Consider the following 18,758-nt stretch of genomic DNA (forward strand, 5'->3'; position numbering starts at 1 on the left):
GGTGTGAGCAAAGGTTTGGTTATTTCCGTGGTAGCGGTGCTGTTATTCGCGGTGGCCGTCGTGGGCTGGTTCTGGCTGGGCCGACATTCCGCGGATCAGAATCGCCATGCCGCCGCCGAATGTGTCGAAGGTCCCGCAACCCTGGCCGTCACCGTCGATCCGGCCGTCGCCGCCCCGGTGCGCAGCGCCGCGGAGCGGTTCAACGCCACCAAACCGCACGTGCGCGACCACTGTGTCACCGTCGCGGTGAACACGCAGTCCTCGGTGGCCATGGTCGCCGGATTCACCGCCAAGTCCTGGGACACCAAGCTCGGCGCACCACCCGCGCTGTGGATTCCGGACTCCTCGCGCGCGGTGCAGTCCATGCGCATTCCGGGTGTGATCGAGGGCACTCCGGAGTCCGTCGCGATCAGCCCGATCGTGTTGGCCGTGCCGGATCAGCTGCGTCAGGCCCTCACCACCGCCAAGACCGCCTGGTCCGATCTGCCCACGTTGCAGCAGGGCTCGATGAGCAAACTCGGCCTGGGTAGCTGGGGTGGGTTGCGGATGGCGCTGCCCGCCGGGGACGGCACGCTGGCCGCGGCCACGGCGGTCGGCGCGACGCTGTCGGGTTCGGATCCGCTGACCGACGAGTCCGCGCATTCCGGGCAGGTGATCTCGGCGATCTCCCGGCTGGCGCAGGGCGCGCCGCAGTCCGCGGATGCCACGAGCGCGTTGAAGACCATCGCGGGCTCGGCGAACAATGTGTCCGCGGCGCCGATCCACGCCGTTGCGGTTACCGAGCAGCAACTCAAGGCGGCGGGGGGCCTCGCCGAGTACAAGCCCAGCGGGTCCGCTCCGGTCGCCGACTTCCCGGCCGCGCTGCTGACCGGTTCGTGGGTGGATCAGACCGAGCAGGTCGTCGCCGGGATGTTCGCCGATTATCTGCGCGCTCCGGCGCAGCAGCAGCTGTTCACCGCGGCCGGATTCGGCGCCGCCCCACCGCAACCCGTGCAGATTCCGGCCAAATCCGTACTGACCCAGGTCAATTCCGTGCTGGCCAACCCGGTGCTGGGCGTGCAGTCCACGGTGCTGATCGACACCTCCGCGGCGATGGCCACCAACGACGGCACGATGACGCGGCTGAACAACACCATCGGCGCGGTGGAATCCACCCTGGACACCATGCCCGCGGACTTCGGCGTCGGCGTGTGGACCTATGCCGGTGACAGCACCGGCAATCCGTATCGGATCGTCTCCAAGACCGGACCGCTCACCGACGCGCATCGTTCGGAACTCGCGCAGGCCCTGGGCAATCTCTCCGCCACCAGCTCACAGACCGACCACGCCTATCCGGCGCTGGAGGCGGCGTACAAGAGCGCGGTGAACGGATTCGCCACGGGCCGAACCAATTCCGTCCTGCTGATCACCGGCGGACCGAACGACGACTCCTCGATCACCGGCCAGCAGCTGATCTCGGATCTGACCGCCGACAGCGCCCATCATGTGCGGGTGGACGTCATCGTCATCGGCGGTCAGGGCGCGGCCACGCTGCAAACCCTCGCGCAGCAGACCGGCGGTACGTACACCAAGGTCACCACCTCCGATGACCTGGCGTTCGGCACCGCGGTCAACAAGGCGCTGACCACGCCCTGACGCATCCGGCGGTCACCGCCGGGATCAGGTCGCGGCCCGGGTCGGGAGCGCGTGCGTGCGATAGAAGTCCAGGTGCGCACGTGCGGCGGCATCCCAGGTGTGGGCCGCCGCGAACGCGAATCCTGTTGCCGCACGGTCCGAATCGGCATCCAACGCCTCGGCCAGTCGATCCGCGAGGCCGGGGACGTCCGCGGCATAGGTGACGGTGTCGCCGAACACTTCCCGCAGCACCGGCAGATCGCGCGCCACGACCGGGCGGCGAGCGGCGAGCGCCTCCATCGCGGCCAGCCCGAACCCTTCCTGTATGGACGGGAAGGCGAAGACCTCGCACGCGGCGACCAACGCGGGCAGCGCCTCCTCGGCCACCGCGCCGAGAACTGTCGGTTCGAGCCCGAATTCGGCACGGCGACGGTCGAATTCGGCCCGATAGTCGCGATAGTCGAACAGGGTCTCACCCCCGGCGAAGACCAGGGACAGCTCCGGCCGACGCCCACGCAACAGCCGGTACGCCTCGAGCAGATCGATACTGCCCTTGCGTGGTTCGATCCCGCCGACCGCAAGAACATACGGCCCCAAGCGATCTCGCCACCGCTGCCGATCCGTGACGGCCCGCGGCGTCGACGCGGCGGCCGCGGCGAACCGGTCGGCCCGCACCCCGTTCGGAATCACCGTCGGCTCGAATCCCCATCCGGCCCGCACTTCGTCCGCGACCGCCCGGGAGACGCAGATCCGCGCGTACGGCGTGCGGATCGCCCGCTCGTGACATTCGGCCAGTACCGGGGTGGTGAAGTGATCGAGATGATGGATGGTGCGCACGCAGCGGCCGACCGCGTTCGCGCTGATGCAGTCCTGGGCGTGCACCACGTCGTAGTCGGCGACGGTGACATTGGCCCGCAGCACCTCGATGGAGCGCACGATCCGGTCCGCTACCTGCTCGTCGGGCACGTCCGGGAACGGCACCAGCCGCAGCCGCACCCGGTCGTCCACCTCCCGGAAGAATCCCTGGTCACCACCGCGCGCCAGTGACCAGACCGTCACCTCCACACCGAGATCGGCGAGCGCCTCGGCCAGGTTCAGGGTGTGCACCACCCCGCCGCGCGGTTTGGTCGAATAGGTCAGCAGGGCCACTCGCACGATTCGCCTCCTCCGGGCTCACGATGGTGGATCACCTTGTACGGGAAGGTGATTCGATCAGATAGGTATCGTTTCGGCGCTCGGCGAGATGATCCAGGACCCGGCGGGCCCGCACGATCTCGGCCTCGACGTCGACGGTCGCAACGGCCAGCCCGCCCTTGGATCTGGTGGTGGCCAGGATGTCCCCGCCCGGACCGACCACCTTCGCCTGGCCGAGGAACCGCAACTCCCCCTGCACCCCGGTCTGATTCGAGGACACCACGAACACCTGGTTCTCGGCGGCGCGCGCACAGTCGTACAGGTCGAACAGCCGGGACTGCCGGTCCGCGGGCAGCCGCGCCGCACGGTCGGTCACGCTGGCGGGCCAGGCCGACAGCGCCGCGATGATGTTCGCGCCGTCGAGGGCGAGCGAGCGCGCCGACTCCGGAAACGTCTTGTCGTAATCGATCAGCATCCCGAGCCGCCCGACCGGGGTGTCGAACGCGCCGAAGGCATCTCCCGCCGCGTAGGCCAGATGCTCACCGGCGGGCTGATGCACCTTGCGGTGGGTGCCCAGCACGCCGTCGCCGCTCAGGCAGACCGCGGTGTTGTACCGCAGGTCACCGGCCGCTTCGGCATATCCGATACAGACCGTCACCGGACCGGCCGCCGCGATCAGGGCGGCGAGTTGCGGGCTGTCCGGGGCCAGGGCCGGGGGCAGGTCGTCCGGTGCCGGACTGCGCAGATCGCCGAGGTAGCCGCCGAGCGCCGCGTCGGGGAACACCAGCAGGTCGACGCCGTCGCGTGCGGCGGCCGCGAGCAGCCCCAGCGCCTTGTCCAGCCCGCGTTCCAGATCGCGGCCGAAATGGCCCGCGACCGCGCCCAGTGTCACCATCGTCATATCCGCACTCCTCGTCCGGCGGGCTCTTTCCTCCAGCGGCCGACCGCCCGGTGGTATCGGGTGCGCACCGGCCGACTCCGTCGATCATCCTGCCGCACCGGTTCGTTCCGCCGTGTACTCCTCCTGCGCGTTCACCGCTCCGGCGGCCGCGTCACCGGGTCACGCGGCTCCGAGACCGGTCACACCGGAATCGAGTGCGACCGTGATCGTGCCGTCCGGCCAACGGAACCTGACGCCCGGCTCCGCGGTCAACCGCCCGCACGGTGCGGCGGTGAGCGGCGCCGGAACCGTGTGCACGGGTTCGGGATCCGCGACGATCATGGCGAAGCCCGGGAAACAGCCCAGCCACGCGCCCATCGAGGCTCCGGCGGGCCGCGGAATCGCCGCGATGTCGAGTTCGGCCCCGGTGCCGGAGGCTTCGGCGAGCATGCCCAGCGTCCCGGCCAGACCCGCCATGCTAACGTCCTTCGCCGCCGCCGGACGCAGGCGCCCGACCACCTCCGCCATCCCGCGCAACTCGTCGCCGCCGCGCCGACTCGTACTGTCCCACTGGCGATCCCGGTATCCCGGCCGCCAGTCACCGCCGAGGTCGGCGATCAGCGAGACCCGGTCCCCGACCGTGCCGCCGCCCGCCCGCACCGGCGCGGACGTGACGCCCAGCGCGGTGACCGCCAACGCCGCCGGCACACCGAGTTGGGTGTGCCCGCCCAGGACCGGCACGCCCCAGGCCGCGGCGGCGCGGGCCAGACCGCACATGATCCGTTCCAGATGCGTCGCGGTGGGCGCGGCGACCGCGTCGAGCAGGCCGACCGGACGCGCACCCATCGCGGTGAGATCGTTGACGTTGACCAGCACCGAACACCACCCGGCCCATTCCGGATCGCGCTCGACCATCGACGGCAGGATCGCATCGCACGCCGCGATCACGTCGGTGCCCGGCACCGGCGCACCGTCGTCGCCACGGAATCCCTTGGGGCCCAACCCATCCGGTTGCCGCAGTAGCGGCGCGAGCAGTGCGCCCAGCGGGGCCTTGGTGGCCGCGACCGCCCGACGCACGAGTCCGACCGGCCACCGCATGCGGCGGTGCGCGCGATCACCGACGACCGGCCCGGGACCGGCGTCGTCCCAGCCCAGATGCCGGAACAGGGCCACCTGCCGGTCCTGCACGGTGGCATCGAAACGCAGCGCACCGGCGGATTCGACATGCGCGCACGCCGCCCGCACGAGTGCCGCGCCGATGCCGCGCGCGTGCCGGGCGTCCACGACCGCGAGCCTGCTGCCCGACCACCAGCCGATATCCGCACCGGTGACCGGGTCCCGGTGCGAGACCAGCCGTACGCCGCCGAGCACCACGCCGTCCGGCGTCACCGCGACCAGGACGACGGTGTGCGGGTCGGCATCGAACTCGTCGACATCCGATCGCGCGAAAAGCCTTTGCCGCTCGACGAATTCGCGGTGACGCAGGCGCAGGTGGTCCCGCCGGGCGCGCGCGTCCGCCACGGTGACCAGGAATTCGGGTCGCCGGACCGGCGGTTCTCCGGCCAGGATCGACAGTGTCGCGGGGGCCGCCACGGCGTTCGAGTACGAGGTTCCGTCGAGCACGATCACGCCCCCAGCACCTGGAGCAGACTGCACGCGCCGCACGCCGCGCAACCGGCTTGCTGTGCGGCACCGCGCATTCCGATCCCTAGCAGATGTTCGGCCACCGTCCGGGTCACCCGTTCCAGCACGACCGGGTCCGGCGCGGTCGCGTGGTCGACATCGACGGCCAGGGTGCCCGCGTGCGGCCGGAACGGCACCACGAACGGATACACCCCGGATTCCGCCAATTCGATTGCCCCGGTGATCAATTCGTCCGCATCCTCGCCGAGTCCGACCAGCAGGTAGGTCGACACCCGGTTGGGCCCGAACACCCGCACCGCCTCGTTCCAGGCCCGGCGGTACTCGGCCAGCGGCACCGTCGCCTTGCCCGGCATCCACCGCCGACGCACCGCGTCGTCGAGGGACTCGACGTGGATGCCGACGGCATCGGCGCCCGCCGCGCGCAGATCGGTCAGGACCGACAGGTCCGCGGGCGGCTCACACTGCACCTGAATCGGCAGCTCCGGCACCGCCTGTTTCACCGCACGCACGCATCGGGCCAGATGACGGGCCCCGCGATCCGGACCCGCCGAGGTGCCGGTCGTCATGACCATCTGCGTCACACCGTCCAGATCGACTGCGGCACGGGCGACTTCGGCGAGTTCGGCGGGTTGTTTGACCGCCGTGGTGGCTCCGGCGCGCAGCGACGCCTCGATCGAGCAGAACCGGCAGCGCTGATCCTCCCGGTATCGAATGCAGGTCTGCAATACCGTCGTCGCGAGCACGCTGCGGCCGTGCAGCTTCGCGATGCGCTCGTAGGGGACGCCGGTCGCCGTGACCAGATCGTAGAACCGCGGCCGGGCCACGGCGGCGACCTCGACGCCGGTATCGGTGCCGTCGAACAGCACCCGGTCGCCGTCGAAGACGTACGGGCTCTCGGGATTTCGCGGTACCGCGGCGGGCAGGCCGTCGATCAGCAGGTGACCGTCGTCGCTGGGCCCGGCCCCGCCGGTGCGGTGCACCGGCGGGGTGCCGCGAATGCCGATGAGCGTCAGATCCACTCGGGTGTTCACAGTCGAACTCCGTTCTGGGGCAAGGTATCCGGCACCGTTGCCGAGGACAGCGCGGCGACGACGTGTTCGGCGACGTGCCGCGCGTCCCGGTCGACGCCCAGGAAACGTCCCGAACCCCAGGTGTGCATCCAGGGCAGCCCGACGAAGCTCAATCCGGGCACCTCGGTGATGCCGCGGGTCTGCATCGGCCGACCGCCGCCGTCGAAAGCGCTCGCCTCGATCCAGCGGTAGTCGGGCCGATATCCGATGGCCCACACGATGCTTCGCACACCCGCCGCGGCCAGATCGAGGCCGATAGGATCCGCGGCCGGGGCCCAGACCGGCTCGTACCGGGACGCCGGCGACGCATCGATCCCGGCGGCCTCGATGTGGCGATCGATATCCGAGCAGATCGAGTTGTACACCGAATCGGCCCGATCGAGCGCCTCGGTCAGGCTGGGCGCGAAGGTCAGCTCGCTGTCCTTGCCGCCGATCAGCGTGCCGTACAACGTCATTCCCTCGAGCGCGAAGCGGCGCAGGTCCACGTCCCGGCCGCCGTCGCGACCGGTGACGTAGTGGTTGGTCTTCTCCTGCGCCGCTTTACCGCCCGGATACTGCTGTGCGGGTGTGTCGTACACGCCCATATCGGCGAGCCACGTCATGCAGTCGCGGCCACGGTAGCGACGCGCCACCCGCGGCGCGCCGCCGACGGCGAGGTGCACCTGCCGCCCGGCCAGATGCAGATCCTCGGCGATCTGCGCACCGGACTGTCCGGTGCCGACCACCAGCACGGCCCCGTCCGGCAACTGCGCCGGATTGCGGTACTGCTCCGAATGCAGTTGTGCCACAGCGGGATCGATGGCCGCGGCGAACGGCGGCAGGATCGGCAGCGGATAACCGCCGGTCGCCACCACCACCTGCGCGCAGCGTAGCGATTCGGTGCCGGTCGGGGACTCCAGGGTCAGCTCGAAACCCGCTGCGACACAACGTAACCGATCCACCCTGGTATGCGTCCGCAGCGGCGGCTCGAAGGTGTCGAGCCATCCCGCCAGCCACTCCACCACTTCGTCCCGGGTCATGAAACCATCCGGATCGCCGCCCTGATACGCATAGCCGGGCAGTCGGCAGTGCCAGTTCGGCGTGACGAGTGTGAAGTTGTCCCAACGCGTGTCGGCCCAGGCGTGCATCGGCGTCCCGGACTCGACCACCAGATGGTCGATCCCGGCCCGCCCCAGATACCAGCTGACCGACAGCCCGGCCTGCCCCGCGCCCACCACCACGACCGGAACGTAATCGGCGCTGGTCATGACGATGCCTTCGCCGATAACTGCTCCGGCAGCGCGGGTTCCATCGCGACGACCTCGACCAGCGCATCCGACGGGAAAGCCCGTGCGTCGCAACGGATCTGCTCCGCGCTCGCCTGAGCCGAGGTACAGGCGAACCCGAACTTCGCCCGCACCCGCTCGGTCGCGTGGTCCAACGCGGTGACGGACCGGTGCACGAAGTCACCGACGCTGTATCGGGTTCCGGCCGTGAGGAAATCGTGCATCACCAGACTCGGCGAGTAGTAACCCACCGGCGCGCCCTCGGGCCACCGGACGGTGAACGTCATCTCAGGCATGCGCGATCTCCCGCCAGGCGGCGGCCGCGTGGTCGGCGGCGACCAGCGGCCCGTACACGTCGGGCCGCCGGTCCCGCAGATGGAACATGCCCGCCCGCATGGCCCGGAAGGTGCCCTCGACATCGACCTCGGCGACCGCCAGCCCGCTGTCCAGGGCGGTCGTGGCCAGCACATTGCCGCCCGGATCGACGATCTTGGCATTGCCCACGTACCGCAGCGAACCGAAGGCGCCCGACTGGTTCGAGGCCACCCAGAACACCTGATTGTCCAGTGCCCGTGCGGTATCGAACAGATTGAACCGGTACGTCCACCGATCGTCCTGCAAGTTCTCGGCCGTCGCGGTGCGAGCCGCGGGCCAGGCCGACAGACTCGCGATGATCTCCGCGCCGCCCAGCGCCATCATGCGGGCGGCCTCGGGAAACGCCTTGTCGTAACAGATCTGCAAGCCGATCCGCCCGACCGGGGTGTCGAAGATGCCGTAGCCGTCACCGGCCGAATAGGACATGTTCTCCCCCAGCGGCTGATGCACCTTGCGATAACTGCCGTAGATGCGTTCGCCGTCCAGCAGCACCGCCGCGTTGTACCGGGTTTCGCCGTCCTGGCCGAGTTCGCAGAAACCGATCGCGACGATCATGTCACCGACCGCTGCGCGGACCCGCGCGATTTCGGGACCGTCGAGCCGAATGGCCGGTGGCAGTGAGCGAGTCGTGGTCTTGACGGTATCGCCGTGATTTCCCAGGCTGGACAGATAGCCGCCGATCGCGGCTTCGGGAAATACCAGGAAATCCACATCGCGTTTCCGGGCCTGCGCGACGAACTCGGCGATGGTGGCGAAATTCTGTTCCAGGTCCCGGGTGAAATTGGCGGCGACCGATCCGATGGTGACCATGCCGGATCACACCATATAGGTGGAATTGATGATCGCGCCCTTGCGCGCGTAATGAATGACCGCGTCCTGCACGTCCAGCGGATGCGCCGGAATGACACCGGTGATCAGATCCTCTTCCCGAGCGCCGTGCAGCGCCAGGCCGAATCGGCAGCAGAACACCGTGCCGCCCTCGCCGATGAACGTCGCCAGCGCGTCGTTGATGTTCTGCTCACCGGGGAATCCGGAATCACCGGTCTTCGGAAAACCGCGCGTGGCAAGGCAGTTCAGCGCGCCCGGCCCGTAGAAGTAGATCGCCGACTCGAAGCCCTTCCGCAGCGCGCGGGTCGCCTGGAGCACCGCGACGAACGCCACGGAGGATTCGTGGGCGATACCGTGCACGAGGGTGAAATAACTTTCCCCGTTCTCGGCCTGATAGTCGGGGAATATCTTGGTGCCGCCGTAGATATTCGAACCGGCGGGCAGCGACGGGTGCGGAATCTCGGCGAGAGACTTCTCGATATTCTCGGTGATGGTGGCGTCGAATACGGACATGGGGCACTCCCGGAATGGTGGAGAACGGCAACAGGTTTGCCGTCGGGGAATATCGGACCGCGCGTCGTTGCGAGACGGAGCCGGATCGCGGAACGATCCGATGCTGTAGCTGTTCCGGCTACAGTTAGATTTCACGCCCGTCGTATTGCGCAATGGTTACCGATGGAATAAATGCCCCACCGAATTCCGTAACATGGTGTGCCCCGGGCCCGCTCCGGCCGCGCGGCACGGGATGTACCGCGCCGCGCGTGAGCCGGAGAGGTGCCGGCTCAGTCGGTGTACGCGTCCAGCGGCGGGCAGGAGCAGACCAGGTTGCGATCACCGTAGGCACCGTCGATGCGACGCACCGACGGCCAGATCTTGGCCCGAGCAGCGCCCAAACCCTGTGGGTAGACGGCGATTTCGCGACTGTAGGGGTACGTCCACGCACCGACCAGGCAGGCCGCGGTGTGCGGCGCGCCACGCAACGGGCTCTCCGCGACCGGCCACACCCCGTCTGCGACCTGATCGATCTCCCCCTTGATCGCGATCATCGCATCGGCGAACGCGTCGAGTTCCTCGAGATTCTCGCTCTCGGTCGGCTCGACCATCAGCGTCCCCGCCACCGGGAAACTCATCGTCGGCGCGTGGAATCCGAAGTCCGCCAACCGCTTCGCCACATCGTCCACGGTGACGCCGGTGCGCTTGGTGATCTCGCGCAGATCCAGGATGCACTCGTGCGCCACCACCCCGTTGGCGCCGGTGTACAGCACCGGGAAGTGCGAATCCAGCCGCCGCGCAAGGTAATTCGCCGACGCGATGGCGGTCAGCGTGGCCCGCCGCAGCCCGTCCGCACCCATCATCCGGATGTACGCCCAGGTGATCGGCAGAATCGAGGCCGACCCGTACCGGGCCTCGGACACCGCGTGCGAACCGGTCTCGAGCGGATCGCCCGGCAGATACTTCGCCAGATGTTCGCGCACCGCCACCGGCCCGACGCCCGGACCGCCGCCGCCGTGCGGAATGCAGAACGTCTTGTGCAGATTCAGATGCGATACGTCACCACCGAACCGGCCCGGACGGGCAAGTCCGACAAGGGCATTCAGATTCGCACCGTCCACGTACACCTGCCCGCCCGCGTCGTGCACCAGCGCGCACAGCTGCGCGACCTCGTGCTCGTACACCCCGTGCGTGGACGGATAGGTGATCATGATGCAGGCCAGCCGATCGGCGTGATCGGCGATCTTCGCGCGCAGGTCGTCCAGGTCGACGTCGCCGTTCTCGCGGCACTTGACCACTTCCACGCGCAGCCCGGCCATCGCCGCCGACGCGGCGTTGGTGCCGTGCGCACTGGACGGGATGAGGCAGGTATCCCGCTGGGTGTCACCACGATCGAGGTGGTACCGCCGAATCGCCAGCAGCCCGGCGTATTCGCCCTGACTTCCGGCATTGGGCTGCAAGCTGACCCGGTCGTACCCGGTGACGGTCGCGAGCCAGCTCTCCAGATCCTCGATCACCCGCAGCATGCCGGGCGTGTCCTGGGCGGGCGCGTACGGGTGCAGGCGGGAGAATCCGGGCCAGGTGATCGGTTCCATCTCGGCGGCCGCGTTGAGCTTCATGGTGCACGATCCGAGCGGAATCATGCTGCGGTCCAAGGCGATATCCTTGTCCGAGAGCTGCCGCAGGTAACGCATCATGGCGGTCTCGGTGTGATACCGGGTGAAGGCCGGATGGGTCAGGAACTCCGAACTGCGATCCTCGATGACGGGCAGCGGCGCGCGATCGGAATCGGTTGTCGCGCCGAAGGATTCGAGCACGATACCGACGTGTTCCGCGGTGGTGGCCTCGTCGCAGGCCACCGAGACGTGATCGGCGTCGACCAGGTGCAGGTTCACCCCGCGTCCCTGCGCCTTGCCGACCACGGCCTCCGCACCGTCCGGCACCCGGACCAGTACGGTGTCGAAGAACCGTTGGTGTACAACGGCTTCCCCGAGTCCGGCGGCCAGATCCGCGGCGTGCCTGTGCACCTGCCGCGCGATCGCGCGCAAGCCGTCCGCGCCGTGGTAGGAGGCGTACATGGCGGCCACGATCGCCAGCAGCACCTGCGCGGTACAGATGTTCGAGGTCGCCTTCTCCCGGCGAATGTGCTGCTCACGCGTCTGGAGGGCGAGCCGGTAGGCGGTGCTGCCGTCGGCGTCCACCGAGACGCCGACCAGGCGTCCGGGCAACTGCCGCGCATGCGCGGTGCGAACCGCCAGATATCCGGCGTGCGGTCCACCGAATCCCAGCGGCACACCGAAACGCTGTGTGGTGCCGAAACATACGTCCGCGCCCTGCTCCCCCGGCGGCGTGATCAACGTCAGCGCAAGCAGATCCGCACCGGCCGCCACCAGAGCGCCACGCTCGTGCGCGGTTTCGATCAACGCGGTCCAGTCCACGACGCGCCCCGAGGCGCCCGGCGTCTGCACCAGCACCCCGAAGAATTCACCGTCCGGCAAGGTCGCCGAGCTCAGATCCGCCTCGACGATCTCGATTCCCAGCGGTTCGGCGCGCGTGTACAGCACCGTGCGGGTCTGTGGGAACAGGTCGGCGTCGATCAGCAGCCGCGCGGACTTGCTCGTCCGATTCGCCCTGCGCAGCAACGTCATCGCCTCGGCGGCGGCGGTCGCCTCGTCCAGCATGGACGCGTTCGCCACCTCCATCCCGGTCAGGTCCGAGACCATGGTCTGGAAGTTCAGCAGCGCCTCGAGCCGCCCCTGGCTGATCTCCGGCTGGTACGGCGTGTAGGCGGTGTACCAGGCCGGATTCTCGATCAGGTTGCGCACCAGCACCGGCGGGGTGAGCGTGTCGTAGTAGCCCAGGCCGATCATCGAGGTCGCGACGGTGTTGGAATGCGCCAGCGCGGCCAGTTCGGCGAGCACCTCGTGTTCGGAGGCCGCGGGGGGCAGGGCGCCCAGACCGGTGTCGGTGGCCGGGTCGAGGATGGTGGCGGGGACCGCGCGCTCGGCCAGCTCGTCGAGCGAACGCACGCCCACGACGTCGAGGATCTCGGCGAGGGCGGCGGGATCGGGACCGATATGACGATCGGCGAAGGGACGGGTCACGGCAACTCCCAGGGGTCGGGCGGCGTCGACGGGCGGGTCGACAACGTCGGGCCCTCCCCCTCTGTCGTGGAACCTGAGAGATTCGGGGCGCGCGCACGCGATCCCTTTCCCCATGGGTGGCCGGCCCGCATTGTGTGCGGCCGACGCTTTCCAGAGACGCCCACTGCCCGCACGGTCCCTTGTGCCTGAGAGATTGACGGGGAGGTGCTGCTCCTTCGGCGTCCGGGACGAACCCGGAACTCTCCCGCACGGCATTGGCGCGATCCAATTCTAGTCCGACACCTATGTCGATCATGTTTCTCCCCCGCCTCGCCGCGACTTCAGCGGACCGTCGAGCGCCCCGGGACTCGAGCGTCGGGCCGACGGTAAAGATGCAGGTCACCTACTGGACGTCCCCGGGAAGTTACCCATGTACTTCAGAGATCAGTTGTCGCTCGCGATATCGAATGTGACCAGTCACACTCGAGATAACGAGCCCCGCGAAACTTCGCGGGGCTCGTCGGACGTTCAGCAGATCCCGGGCGCTACCCGGTCTTACGGTTCTCGCGGACCTTGCGACGGAACGACAGTTCGTCCTCGGGACGTTCGGAGGCGGTGTGGCTCTCGGCCCGCTCGGCCGGGAAGGCCGCGATCGCGCCGGTCAGCTCCCGCATCGCACCGCTCACCGCGATGCCGAATACGCCCTGCCCGCCCTGCAGTAAATCGACGACCTCCTCGGGCGAGGCGCATTCGTACACCGTCGCGCCGTCGGAGAACAGGGTGATGCCCGCCAGATCCTCGACCCCGCGGCTGCGCAGGTGGTCGACCGCGATGCGGATGTTCTGGAGCGAGATGCCCGCGTCCAGCAGGCGCTTGACGATCTTCAGGACCAGGATGTCCTTGAACGAGTACAGCCGCTGGCTGCCCGAACCGGTGGCACTGCGGATGGACGGGACGACCAGGCCGGTGCGGGCCCAGTAGTCGAGCTGGCGGTACGTGATTCCGGCCACCTGGCAGGCGCTGGGCACCCGGTAACCCACTAGATCGTCCGGCACCGTGTCGTCGGGGAACAGTCCTGGCTGTACAACCGCGGCGGGCCGTGCATCTCCTGCCGGGGCGGGCCGCGCCGATGGTGTCTGCTGCGGTTGGTCTCCCACTGACTACTCCCTCACTGCATCGCCGAAGAGAACAACGGCCTAACTGTCGAGGCTACTCTCCCGATTGTCTCGGCAGCACAGGCATGGAACCAAACTCCGCGCACCGCGTGTTTCTCGACCTCAAGTAGAGGTCGAGACCACATTCCGGGTCTAACTGTCGGTCGCCTTGAAGTCGTCCGGGGAGACCGATTCGAGGAACTCCTTGAACTTCTCCACCTCGTCCTCGCGCTCGTCCGGCATCACCAACCCCGCTTCCTCGAGGACCGGCTCCTCGGCGTAGATCGGGCAACCCACCCGCAGCGCGATGGCAACCGAATCCGAGGGCCGCGCCGAGATCCGCAGATCGTTCTCGAACACCAGATCGGCGTAGAAGGTGCCCTCCTGCAGATCGACGATCCGGACCTCCTTGAGGGTGTGCCCCAGATCGTGGATCAGGATCTTGATCAGATCGTGCGTCAGCGGGCGGATGGGCGTGACGCCCTCCTGCTCCAGGACGATCGCCGTGGCCTCCGCCTGGCCGATCCAGATGGGTAGGTATCGGTCGCCCGCCACCTCGCGGAGCAACAGCACGGGCTGATTCTGAGGTTGCTCGACGCGGATGCCGATCACACGCATTTCAGTCATGACTCGCCACTGCCTCCCATACTCGCGGCCGTCCAGCGTGCCACTCGAAACCGGCCGTAACACCGAGTCTAGGCGAAGATTTCAGCCGCCGAGGGCAGCGCGCACCGACGTCTTCACCAGGCTCGTGTGCAACGTCAGCGACAACGCCGCGAGTTCGCGCACGGTCTCCTCCGCCCGGGCGCGCGCGTCGGCGTCGCGACTCTTGGCGATGGGCGCCACGATCTGGGCGATCATCGCCGCCTCCCGGTCGGCGGCCAGCTTGAAAGCCCGCAGATGCCGGGCCTCCAAACCGAATTCGCTCATCGCCTTCGCCGCGCGCGCCAGCGTCACGGCCTCGGCGTCGAAATATCCGGCCGCGCCCGGAGTGATGAGATTCGCGCGGATCAACTCGGCGAGGAACTTCTCGTCGATACCGGCCTGCTCGATCAGATCCGTACGGGCGATACGGATTTCGCTGTCGAACCGGAGTTCGTCCGGCGTCACCTCACCGGGCACGACACCCAGGCGCCGGGGTGGAGCGAGCGGGCCGCCGGGACCGGCGGACTCGGGCACACGCCCCGGTCCGTCCGTCCCGTCCGCCCGGGCGCGCGCCTCGCGCACCCCGAGCGTCGCGGCGCCGCTGTCGATCGCTTCCAGCTGTTCCTTGATCACCTTCAACGGCAGGTACTGATCGCGCTGTGCGGTCAGCACGAACTTCAGCCGCTCGACATCCGCGACCGAGAACCTGCGATAACCCGAGGGCGTGCGCTCCGGGCTGATCAACCCCTCCGACTCCAGGAATCGGATCTTGGAGATGGTGACGTCCGGGAAATCCGGACGCAGCAGATCCAGCACGGAGCCGATCGACATCCCTCCGCGGGTCCACTGCGCAGCGCCCGTCATTCCTTATCGCCTACCTGCCTCGATGTGGTCCGGCCGCGCGGCCGGAAAACACCGCTCGACTGCTACCGCGCACCTGCCGCATCACCCGCGACCGGACGCGGACCGGTCAGGAACACCAGCCGGAACTTGCCGATCTGCACCTCGTCACCGTTCTGCAACTCGGAGGAGTCCACCGGCTCGCGATTGACGTAGGTACCGTTCAGGCTGCCCACATCGACCACCTGGAAGGTGTCGTCGTCCTGACGGAACTCCGCGTGCCGACGGCTGACGGTGACATCGTCGAGAAAGATGTCGCTGTCGGGATGACGCCCCGCCGACGTGGTCGGCTGATCCAGCAGGAATCGCGAACCCGCGTTCGGGCCGCGCTTGACCACCAGGAGGGCAGCGCCCGCGGGCAGGCCCTCGACACCCTGCACCGGCTGTTCGCCGGTCTGCTCACCGGAGCGCGACGCGTCGACCTCGTTGAGGAAGTCAGCGCGGAATACCGACGTCGTCTCGGCCGCGCTCTCCCCGTAACCCGGGTCTTTGTTCTCGCTCACCCTTGCTCTCCTCCTCGAACCGATTATCCGTACAAGCATCCGATTCCGGCATTGCCGCGACCCTGCGCGACCGGCTGTCGCGCCCTTGGACTTTCCGGCACCGGTCGCCGGTACATCTGTTGGCATTGACCGTACCCTGCCAGGGCGATCCCGTGCAGGTAGAACTGTGAAGGCCGCTTCAGCCCCCGATAACTCCTTGATAACCTGCGGCATCGAGCAGTTCACCGACTGCCGCGTCCAGCGTTGCGGCGTCGGCGATCTCGAGTTCGAACAGCCATCCGTCGCCGTACGGGTCGGAGTTCAGCAACTCCGGCTCGGCGTCCAGAAGATCGTTCACCGCAACGACTTTCGCGCTCAGCGGGGAGTAGATGTCCGAGACGCTCTTGGTGGACTCCACCTCCGCGACACTCTCGCCCGCCGGGGCGTCGGTATCCACCGCGGGCAGCTGCACGAACACGATGTCACCGAGCTGCTGCTGGGCGTAGTCGGTGATGCCGACCCGCACGCGTGTCGGGCCCGCGCGCCGGACCCACTCGTGCTCCTCGGTGTAGCGCAGATCCTCGGGAAGGGCGGTCAATGCTCATGTCCTTTCACGGGGCGTCCTTTCACGGGCGTGGCGATCACTCTAATCGCGAGGTGAATCGCGCGGTATGGCCGGTATCGTCCGGGCCACCGCGCGGGCCTTGCCGAGGTAGAGCAGTCCCGTCCAGATATAGACCGCCGTGCCCCAGATCAGAAATGCCCAACCGAAGGCACGGCCGAAACCTGCCAGCGGCCAATCCATTTCGCCCGCCAGCAGCCACGGCAGCGCCGACATCAACGCGAACGTCGCGGCCTTGCCGAGATAGATCACCTCGGGCGGATCCAGGTGGCGGCGACGATAGATCGGCAGCACCGCGGCCAGGATCAGATCGCGGCCGATCAGCACGACCACGAACGGCCACGGCAGGATGCCGCGCACCATCAGTCCGAGCACCGTGGCCACCAGGTACAGCCGGTCCACGAACGGGTCCAGCAGCGCGCCCAGCCGCGAGTACTGATCCAGCAGCCGCGCGAGTTTGCCGTCCAGGTAGTCGGTGACGGCGCTGGCGATCAGCAACGCGAACGCCCACCCGTCGGCCTTGACGATCAACAGCAGCCACAGCAGGACCGGAACCCCGATCAGCCGCAGCGCGCTGAGCGCGTTGGGCAGCGTAAGGATGCGGTCCTCGCGCTGCGGTGCCGGTGGGGCGTCACCGGATTGGCTCGTCACAGCCTGTTGCTTACCCGAATCGACCCGGCCTCGCCATTCGGGCACGCCGGAGGGGGTGGACGAGATGTTGCGGGCCGAGTTCCGGCGCGCCGGCGGGGTGAGGAGAATGATTGCCGACGCGTTCCATGCGATGTGCTCGTTCGAGAGGAAGACCATGCCCGACTTCGATTACGACGTCGTAGTGATCGGCTCCGGGTTCGGCGGGAGCGTGAGCGCGCTCCGGCTGAGCGAGAAGGGGTACCGGGTGGCGGTCCTGGAGTCCGGCCGCCGGTGGCCCGCCGAGTCGATCCCGAACACGAATTGGAATGTGCGCAAATCACTTTGGGCTCCGCGCCTGGGCATGACCGGTCCGCAGCGGATCAGCGTGCTGGGCAAGTGCGCGGTGTTCTCCGCGGTCGGGGTGGGCGGCGGTTCGCTGATCTACGGCAACACCCTGTACGAGCCGCTGCCGAACTTCTACGAGGACCAGCAGTGGGCGCACATCACCGATTGGCGCAGTGAGCTGGCGCCCTATTACGACCAGGCCAAGCGCATGCTCGGGGTCGCGCCGAATCCGCGCGTCACCCCGGCCGACGAGGTCATCCGCGCGATCGCCGAGGATCTGGGCGTCGGGGACACCTACCACCCGACCAACGTGGGCGTCTTCTTCAACGAGCAGGATCCCGGCGCCGAGGTCGACGATCCGTACTTCGGCGGTGCGGGCCCGCGGCGCAGCGGGTGCATCCACTGCGCGCGCTGTTTCACCGGCTGCCCGCACAACGCCAAGAACACCACCCCGACCAACTACCTGTACCTCGCCGAACAGGCCGGGGCGCACGTGTTCGAACTCACCACCGCGAGCAAGGTGCGGCCGATGGTCGGCGGCGGTTACGCCATCGAGACTGGACGTTCGGATCGCTGGATTCGCAAGCAGCGCAAGACCTTCACCGCCGAGCAGGTGGTGTTCGCCGCCGCCGCGCTGGGCACCCAGAAGCTGCTGCACAAGATGCGCGACGAGAAGGTGCTGCCGCGGCTGTCCCCGCGCCTGGGCGAACTCACCCGCAGCAATTCCGAGGCGATCCTGAACGTGGTCAGCCGCACTCGGACCGATTTCGCCGAGGGCATCGCGATCACCTCCTCGATCCATCCCGAACCGGACACCCACGTCGAGGTCTGCCACTACGGCAAGGGCCAGAACGCGCTGTTCCCGATGTCGGTGCCGATCGTGGACGGCGGCGCGTTCCGGTTCCTGCGCTTCCTGCTGGCGATGTTCACTCAGCCGATGGTGTTCCTGCGCAGTCTCAATGCCCGGCACGCCTCGGAGAAGTCGGTGATCCTGCTGGTGATGCAGTCGCTGGACAACTCGCTCACCTCGTTCCGGCGCTGGGGCCGGCTGAAGACGAAACAGGGTACGGGAGCGCCGAATCCGACCTGGATTCCGTTGGCCCACGAGGTCGGTCGGCGGTTCGGCGAGAAGGTCGAGGGCGATGTGCACGGGCTGGCGATGGATGTGTTCAACATTCCCGCGACCGCGCACTACATCGGCGGCTGCGTCATCGGCGAGAATCCGAACGAGGGTGTGGTCGACCCGTATCAGCGCGTGTTCGGCCATCCCGGTCTGCACATCGCGGACGGTTCGGCGGTCACCGCGAACCTGGGCGTGAACCCGTCGCTGACCATCACCGCGCAGGCCGAACGCGCAATGGCGTTCTGGCCCAACAAGGGTGCGCCCGATCCGCGTCCGGCCCTGGGCCGCCCGTACCGCCGGATCCAGCCGGTCGCCCCGATCCAGCCGTCGGTCCCGGTCTGGGCTCCCGGCGCACTGCAGCTGCCGATCTCTCCCGTCGATCCGCCGGTCCCCACCGTGTGAGCGATATCGCCAGGCCGCCAACGCATCCCGGGTGTGGCGGCGATTCGAACATCCCGATCCCGCGCGGGCA

General features: G+C 68.3%; 17 protein-coding genes and 1 riboswitch. Of the genes, 2 read left to right on the forward strand and 15 right to left on the reverse strand.

From position 1 onward, the window contains the following. Positions 1-15: 15 nt before the first annotated feature. Positions 16-1,635: a VWA domain-containing protein gene (locus tag NRB20_RS02190; protein ID WP_227833107.1), complete on the forward strand. Its 1,620-nt coding sequence runs from the start codon at positions 16-18 to the stop codon at positions 1,633-1,635. A gap of 24 nt (positions 1,636-1,659) precedes the next feature. Here the strand turns inward: NRB20_RS02190 and NRB20_RS02195 are convergent, their stop codons facing one another. From NRB20_RS02195 to NRB20_RS02265, 15 genes are all read right to left on the reverse strand, one after another. Further along, a complete protein-coding gene (locus tag NRB20_RS02195) occupies positions 1,660-2,769 on the reverse strand; it encodes an MSMEG_0565 family glycosyltransferase (protein WP_319944344.1) in 1,110 nt (369 codons plus the stop codon). 31 nt (positions 2,770-2,800) lie between these two features. Beyond that, complete coding sequence (locus tag NRB20_RS02200) at positions 2,801-3,649, reverse strand: carbon-nitrogen hydrolase family protein (protein ID WP_153407450.1); 849 nt, start codon at positions 3,647-3,649, stop codon at positions 2,801-2,803. A gap of 159 nt (positions 3,650-3,808) precedes the next feature. Next, positions 3,809-5,251, reverse strand: coding sequence for an MSMEG_0567/sll0787 family protein (locus NRB20_RS02205; RefSeq protein ID WP_319944431.1), 1,443 nt, complete (start codon positions 5,249-5,251; stop codon positions 3,809-3,811). Between the two features lie 2 nt (positions 5,252-5,253). Further along, on the reverse strand, positions 5,254-6,303 hold the full coding sequence (locus NRB20_RS02210; RefSeq protein ID WP_319944345.1) for an MSMEG_0568 family radical SAM protein: 1,050 nt from the start codon (positions 6,301-6,303) through the stop codon (positions 5,254-5,256). Continuing rightward, positions 6,300-7,589: an MSMEG_0569 family flavin-dependent oxidoreductase gene (locus NRB20_RS02215; RefSeq protein ID WP_153407451.1), complete on the reverse strand. Its 1,290-nt coding sequence runs from the start codon at positions 7,587-7,589 to the stop codon at positions 6,300-6,302. Before NRB20_RS02215 ends, NRB20_RS02210 begins: the two co-directional genes overlap by 4 nt. Next, on the reverse strand, positions 7,586-7,903 hold the full coding sequence (locus tag NRB20_RS02220; RefSeq protein ID WP_153407452.1) for an MSMEG_0570 family nitrogen starvation response protein: 318 nt from the start codon (positions 7,901-7,903) through the stop codon (positions 7,586-7,588). The genes NRB20_RS02215 and NRB20_RS02220 overlap by 4 nt, the downstream gene beginning before the upstream one ends. Further along, positions 7,896-8,792, reverse strand: coding sequence for a carbon-nitrogen hydrolase family protein (locus tag NRB20_RS02225; protein WP_153407453.1), 897 nt, complete (start codon positions 8,790-8,792; stop codon positions 7,896-7,898). The genes NRB20_RS02220 and NRB20_RS02225 overlap by 8 nt, the downstream gene beginning before the upstream one ends. A 6-nt stretch (positions 8,793-8,798) precedes the next feature. Continuing rightward, on the reverse strand, positions 8,799-9,323 hold the full coding sequence (locus NRB20_RS02230; protein WP_153407454.1) for an MSMEG_0572/Sll0783 family nitrogen starvation response protein: 525 nt from the start codon (positions 9,321-9,323) through the stop codon (positions 8,799-8,801). A 269-nt stretch (positions 9,324-9,592) separates the two neighbouring features. Further along, complete coding sequence (gcvP, locus tag NRB20_RS02235) at positions 9,593-12,406, reverse strand: aminomethyl-transferring glycine dehydrogenase (protein WP_406603768.1); 2,814 nt, start codon at positions 12,404-12,406, stop codon at positions 9,593-9,595. Between the two features lie 162 nt (positions 12,407-12,568). Further along, positions 12,569-12,663, reverse strand: a riboswitch (glycine riboswitch). A 267-nt stretch (positions 12,664-12,930) separates the two neighbouring features. After that, entirely contained in the window at positions 12,931-13,542 is a 612-nt protein-coding gene (locus tag NRB20_RS02240) for a MerR family transcriptional regulator (RefSeq protein WP_406603769.1), read from the reverse strand. A 150-nt stretch (positions 13,543-13,692) separates the two neighbouring features. Next, positions 13,693-14,166, reverse strand: coding sequence for a bifunctional nuclease family protein (locus NRB20_RS02245; RefSeq protein WP_040823298.1), 474 nt, complete (start codon positions 14,164-14,166; stop codon positions 13,693-13,695). A gap of 81 nt (positions 14,167-14,247) precedes the next feature. Beyond that, positions 14,248-15,015, reverse strand: coding sequence for a transcriptional regulator FtsR (gene ftsR / locus NRB20_RS02250; RefSeq protein ID WP_194289686.1), 768 nt, complete (start codon positions 15,013-15,015; stop codon positions 14,248-14,250). Positions 15,016-15,110: 95 nt separating this feature from the next. Further along, a complete protein-coding gene (gene odhI / locus NRB20_RS02255) occupies positions 15,111-15,587 on the reverse strand; it encodes an oxoglutarate dehydrogenase inhibitor Odhl (protein WP_319944346.1) in 477 nt (158 codons plus the stop codon). Between the two features lie 178 nt (positions 15,588-15,765). Beyond that, positions 15,766-16,164, reverse strand: a complete 399-nt coding sequence (gene gcvH / locus NRB20_RS02260; protein ID WP_153407457.1) for a glycine cleavage system protein GcvH — start codon at positions 16,162-16,164, stop codon at positions 15,766-15,768. A gap of 48 nt (positions 16,165-16,212) precedes the next feature. Next, entirely contained in the window at positions 16,213-16,839 is a 627-nt protein-coding gene (locus NRB20_RS02265; protein ID WP_319944347.1) for a CDP-alcohol phosphatidyltransferase family protein, read from the reverse strand. 154 nt (positions 16,840-16,993) lie between these two features. Between NRB20_RS02265 and NRB20_RS02270 the strand changes: the two genes are divergently transcribed. Beyond that, positions 16,994-18,688, forward strand: coding sequence for a GMC oxidoreductase (locus NRB20_RS02270; protein ID WP_153407458.1), 1,695 nt, complete (start codon positions 16,994-16,996; stop codon positions 18,686-18,688). Positions 18,689-18,758 lie beyond the last annotated feature (70 nt).

Source organism: Nocardia macrotermitis (assembly GCF_009604405.1).
Taxonomy (GTDB): Bacteria; Actinomycetota; Actinomycetes; order Mycobacteriales; family Mycobacteriaceae; genus Nocardia; species Nocardia macrotermitis.

What these genes read in the sequence shown, in the direction of transcription:
- NRB20_RS02225 (WP_153407453.1), bottom strand. Translation starts at nt 8,792, where the DNA reads ATGGTCACCATCGGATCGGTCGCCGCCAATTTCACCCGGGACCTGGAA.
- NRB20_RS02220 (WP_153407452.1), bottom strand. Translation starts at nt 7,903, where the DNA reads ATGCCTGAGATGACGTTCACCGTCCGGTGGCCCGAGGGCGCGCCGGTG.
- NRB20_RS02230 (WP_153407454.1), bottom strand. Translation starts at nt 9,323, where the DNA reads ATGTCCGTATTCGACGCCACCATCACCGAGAATATCGAGAAGTCTCTC.
- ftsR (WP_194289686.1), bottom strand. Translation starts at nt 15,015, where the DNA reads ATGTCGATCGGCTCCGTGCTGGATCTGCTGCGTCCGGATTTCCCGGAC.
- NRB20_RS02270 (WP_153407458.1), top strand. Translation starts at nt 16,994, where the DNA reads ATGCCCGACTTCGATTACGACGTCGTAGTGATCGGCTCCGGGTTCGGC.
- NRB20_RS02200 (WP_153407450.1), bottom strand. Translation starts at nt 3,649, where the DNA reads ATGACGATGGTGACACTGGGCGCGGTCGCGGGCCATTTCGGCCGCGAT.
- NRB20_RS02215 (WP_153407451.1), bottom strand. Translation starts at nt 7,589, where the DNA reads ATGACCAGCGCCGATTACGTTCCGGTCGTGGTGGTGGGCGCGGGGCAG.
- NRB20_RS02245 (WP_040823298.1), bottom strand. Translation starts at nt 14,166, where the DNA reads ATGACTGAAATGCGTGTGATCGGCATCCGCGTCGAGCAACCTCAGAAT.